We start from the raw sequence: 2,155 nt of genomic DNA on the forward strand, positions 1-2,155 counted from the left end.
TAAAACATGCCAAGTAGCTTTTCTATCCCCGCCATAGATGCAGCATCTTTATGGGTTATCAATAACGTAGGCACCTGACTATATTCTGGAGCTAGCACTTCAAGGTTTAAATCATCAATATACTTTGATTCCTCCACTACCTTACGTGGCACCAGCGTAAAGCCAAGTCCCACAGCAACGCAGCCTAAAATCCCCTCTTGAGTACCCATATTCATCACTTCGGTATCAATACGGCCATTATCTCGCAGCCAACGCAGGGCTCTCTCTCTGTAGGCACAGCCCTCTCGAAACATGATCAACGAATCAGCAACAGGAATATTCTTAGCAGAAACCAGTACAAGCTCCTCCATAAGCACCTGTCTACAGATCAGATCTTTATGCTCTACAGGCCCACCCACAAAAGCACCATCAAGTCGGTAATCCAAAATATCTTGTATTAGAGCACCACTGGTTTCTGTCTTAATACGTGGAAGTAATTTGGGATGCACTTTTCTCAATGTTTGAACCAAACCAGGCATTCTGACGGCTGCAAATGATTCCATAGAACCTAATCTAATCTCACCAGCGGATTCACCAACTTGTTTAACCGCAATACCCGCCTGTTGCTCCAACTGAATAAGTTTATTTGCATACTCCAGCAATGTAGTGCCAGCTGGCGTTAACTTCAGTTTACGCCCTTTACGATAGAACAGAGCGGTATCCAACTCCTCTTCTAAGCGTTTGATCCGAGCTGTTATATTAGACTGTACCGTATGGAGTAACTTAGATGCTGCTAATACGCCCCCTTGCTCGGCAACCGTTTTAAAAGTTTTTAATGAAATCAATTCCATAGCAGCCTCTCAAACCAAATAAACAATTCTCTTAAAGTGAACTATTCATTCTCTAATATTCATTTGTAGTGATAGTTTAAGCGGGTTACCCTACTTTATACCAGTTTTTTATATACCCACTGAGTTCATATGCCCTCACAGATTGAAAAGCTTAAAGTACTCTTAGCCGGAATCTTCAGCCTAATCTTAATGCTCGGTGTTGCACGCTTTGCGTACACACCGATGCTACCAATTTTACAAGCACAGGTGGGCCTCAGTGATGCCCTAGGCGGCTGGTTAGCCACATTCAATTACATGGGCTATATGAGCGGTGCGTTGATTGCAGCATCCATAAGCGATCTTCAATTAAAAGATCGTCTTTATCGGTTGGGATTAATCGTAGCAATTGTTACCACCGCAGGAATGGCCATTACAGATAACGTAATTGTTTGGTCGATTATGCGTTTCTTTGCGGGTCTCTCAAGTGCAGCGGGATTGCTCATTGGATCAGGTTTGATCCTGAACTGGTTAATGAGAAATAACTTCCGTAGTGAACTCGGTATCCACTTTTCTGGGATAGGACTAGGCATCGCCTTTTGCGCAGTTGTTGTAGAACTAATGGCTGTAAGTTTTAATTGGAGAGAGCTTTGGTGGCTTTTCACCGCTCTAGGCGTGCTTTTAGCCATACCTGCATGGGCTTGGTTGCCAAAACCAAACACCAGTGGAATGACAGTGTCAGGTGCAGAACTCGTTGATAAACCGCCGAGTAAGCGCTTTTTATATTTAATGCTTTCCGCATATTTCTGTGCAGGATACGGCTATGTTATCAGCGCTACGTTCATCGTCGCTATTGTCGATCGACAAGAGTCGCTTCAAGGCATAGGGCCCATGGTATTCCTTATCTTAGGCCTAGCTGCGGCACCTGCTTGCATATTCTGGGACCATGTAGCCCGCCGTGTTGGCGTACTTATGGCGCTATTACTTGCTTACGTCATCCAAATTTTCGGCATACTGCTACCCGCGGTCAGTGAATCGGCGACAGCCGTTATTCTAAGTGCCATTCTTTTTGGGGGTACCTTTGTTGGCATCGTCAGTTTAGTCCTGACCATGGCTGGACGCTTTTATCCAACTAAACCTGCAAAATTAATGGGGAAAATGACCTTAACTTATGGTGTCGCTCAGATCATTGCACCGGCAATTACCGGTAATTTAGCGGAACGCCTAGGTAACTATGATTTAGGATTGTGGATCGCTGCTGCAGTTGTATTGATCGGGGCAATTATTTCCGCTGTGTTGATTGCGACTGAACGAGATGCGGTTTAAATCAAGTTAAGGGGCACCGCCCC

The 2,155-nt window shown here is 44.7% G+C and carries 2 protein-coding genes; one reads left to right on the forward strand and one right to left on the reverse strand.

What is annotated here, in order from left to right:
- The coding region (locus B4K11_RS14075; RefSeq protein WP_292959443.1) for a LysR substrate-binding domain-containing protein at positions 1–830 on the reverse strand (830 nt) is incomplete at its 3' end.
- 129 nt (positions 831–959) lie between these two features.
- On the opposite strand from B4K11_RS14075, the gene B4K11_RS14080 reads away from it, so the two are divergent.
- The gene (locus tag B4K11_RS14080) at positions 960–2,132 is read left to right on the forward strand and encodes a YbfB/YjiJ family MFS transporter (protein ID WP_292955438.1); all 1,173 of its coding nucleotides are present in this window, start codon (positions 960–962) and stop codon (positions 2,130–2,132) included.
- The last annotated feature ends 23 nt before the right edge of the window (positions 2,133–2,155 follow it).

This window comes from Neptuniibacter sp. UBA6509 (assembly GCA_002435145.1).
In the GTDB taxonomy this organism is placed as follows: domain Bacteria; phylum Pseudomonadota; class Gammaproteobacteria; order Pseudomonadales; family Balneatricaceae; genus Neptuniibacter.